This window comes from Leisingera sp. F5 (assembly GCF_001593695.1).
The window spans coordinates 1-2,585 of sequence record NZ_LUKH01000399.1 but is presented as its reverse complement, the minus strand read 5'-3'; the positions used below and the strand labels follow the sequence as shown (position 1 = coordinate 2,585).

Sequence of the window (2,585 nt, the reverse complement as noted above, 5' to 3'; positions counted from 1 at the left end):
GTTTCAGCTTGAGCGGCAGTTTCATGGTCCGGGGCATTGGCGAAGGTCTCCTGCTATCGGCGGCGCACCGGTTGCAGCCGGGGCCTTTAGGAGTGTTAATCAGGAAAGTCCTGAAAAAGTGTGTACCGCAAGCCTATCGCAAATGAAGTTTTCCGGAATTCCGGGAATTGTGGTGCCGCAAATTTGAATTTCAACTCCCTTGGGCGATAATCGCGTATTTTCCCTTATTATTCTCGTGTTTGCCACCGTATGTATTACGGAAATGCAAGCCTGGGTGGCGCAAGCCGTCATATAGGAACACATTCAAATTTGGGGATCTTGTATGGACTGCACCGGCCTCAAGCTGCCCTTGCGCTAAGCGCCCGCATTGTCTGGGTGACTTTCTGCGCGGCGTTTGCCCTGGTGCACAGGGCAAGTATCCCGGTCTCGGCTACGGCCCGGCGGTGCGCAGCCTGCATGCCGGGGCCTGCTCCGGTGGCGGGGCCGCCTCTATCATGTTTCTATTTCATGGATTGGGCCTTGACGTATCTTCTGGCGCAGGACGGATCGGCCTGTCTGCCGCAGCGGTTGGCTGCGGCCCCGATGGCAGGGGGCAATGATAGCTGTTGAAAGCCCGGCTGTTTTCGAGCGGCGTGCAGTTAAATCCTGCGCACGGGCCGCGAAGAACCGTCTCCTGGCTGTCCAATGGCCTCAGCCGGGACGCGGCACCATAGGGTACAGGGTTATCCAAGGGGCGCTAGAAATCCTGCCAGAGGTTGCGGGCGGCATTTCCGCTGCTGGTTTCGGGAGCCGCGCAAGGCGCCGGCTGGGGAGCGGGGATTGCCGGGGCCGGGGCAGTACTGCCGCCGGTTAGCCGGAAATGCGCCACCAGTTCCGCGAGTTTGCCGGCATCAGTGTTCAGCATGTGGCAGGCAGCGGTGGCCTCTTCCACCATCGCCGCGTCTGATGAGCGCTGCGCCAAAGCGCGCGCCTCGGAGGCGACCACCGAAAACCCTTGCCGGCCTCGCCAGCGCGTGCTGCCTCGACACCTGCGTTCAGCGCCAAAAGGTTGGTCTGGAAAGCGATGTCGTCGATCACGCAGAGGATTTGCGAAATGTGGTTCGAGCTTTGTTCGATCTCCGCCATGGCGGAGACAGCATTTTGCACAATGGTGCGGTTGGTTTCGGCCTGCAAGCGTGCCTCCTCCATGGTGGTTCCGACGCTGCTGGCCCCTTCGGCGGCGGATTTCACCGAAGCGGTCAGCTCATCCAGCGCCGCGGCGGTCTGTTCCAGCGTGGCCGCCTGGCTTTCGGTGCGGTGGGACAGATCGTCTGAGGCCTGGCTGATCTCAGCGGCGCCATTGCGGATGCTGCCTGCGGCCTCAATCACCTGGGCCACAGTGGAACTCAGCGTTTCGGAGGTCAGTTTGAATTCCTGGCGCAACCCTTCATGTTCTTCCGGGAAGGCCTCGGTCAGATGGAAGGCAAAGTCGCCGTTGGACAGGCGCGACAACCCGGTCCGCAAGCTGTCCACAACCTGCTGTTGCCGGGCCTGTGTTTCCGCCCGCTCCTCTTCGATGTTGCGGGCCTTTTTCAGGTCCCCCTGCATTTCCACAATTGTTCTGCCAATTGCGCCGATTTCGCCCTGCCGGCCGCCCTCGGCAATGGTGATGTTCAGATTGCCTGCTGCAACCGCTTTCATGCTGGCGCAGATATTCGCAACCGGCCGGGTGACAGCGCGTGCGGCAAACAGGACGGCGGCCAGCAGCACGGTGCTGGCAACACCCAGCCCGGCCAGCAGATAGCGGGTGAACCCGCCAGAGGCTGCCAGGGTGCTGCAGATGTTCTGGAGCACTTCGACGATGCCGCGCACATCGCCCAGTTGCCAGTCGGTTTTCGGGGAGGCGGCATGGCTGTTGTGGCAACTGACGCAGACTTCAGACACCATCCGGTCGGCGACGGCCACCCGCAGGAAGGTTTCCCCGTCCTGCATAAAGCCGTCCATCCGGCGCTCCGCGCGGTCCGGAAAGGGATAGGGGCTGTAGAGTGTGAAACTGCTCCGTTCTGCGGCCATCAAGGCGCTGACGTCATGCACAAAGGCTGCGGGCAGCGGAATGACGCGGGGATCTTCCTGATGATTGATCCCCGGGCGCAGGGATTGCGATACCACCACATCTTTAACGATGTAGCGGATATAATAGCCGCGGATCTTCTTGATCTGATTGACAGTCTGCAGGGCGGCGTCAATGCTGTTGCGTTCCATCGCCGGCGGGATAGTGAACCAGGCCGCTGCAAGACAGGCGAGCAGGGCCGCCGGAACCGGATGATCAGTTTGAACAGCAGGGAATTGTGATTGATACCCATCTAAAACTCCGCAACAACTGCGCACAGCTGCATGAGGCGGGCCGGATATGGAACAAACCGGATCCTGGAAGCAGTGGCATGTGTATTCAAAGGCAAGTTTTCGGCAGCAAGCCTAAGAAACTGGTAACGCCAACCCCGGGGGCAGGCCGCCCGCGGTCTTGCGGATTCGAGTTGTCATTCAGGCCGAAGCAGGGGAAAAATCAGCTATGGATGAAAAAGACCACGATATCCTCCGGCTGATAC

General features: G+C 60.4%; 1 protein-coding gene and 2 pseudogenes. 1 reads left to right on the top strand and 2 read right to left on the bottom strand.

What is annotated here, in order from left to right; genetic code table 11:
- Positions 1-187: hypothetical protein (locus A2I95_RS30910; protein ID WP_291735979.1), on the top strand; the 187-nt coding region annotated here is incomplete at its 5' end.
- 549 nt (positions 188-736) lie between these two features.
- On the opposite strand, the pseudogene A2I95_RS30905 reads toward A2I95_RS30910, so the two are convergent.
- Positions 737-1,731 (bottom strand): annotated as a pseudogene (locus A2I95_RS30905) (methyl-accepting chemotaxis protein); the annotation flags it as partial.
- A 111-nt stretch (positions 1,732-1,842) separates the two neighbouring features.
- Positions 1,843-2,241, bottom strand: a pseudogene (locus A2I95_RS30900) (DUF3365 domain-containing protein); the annotation flags it as partial.
- Positions 2,242-2,585 lie beyond the last annotated feature (344 nt).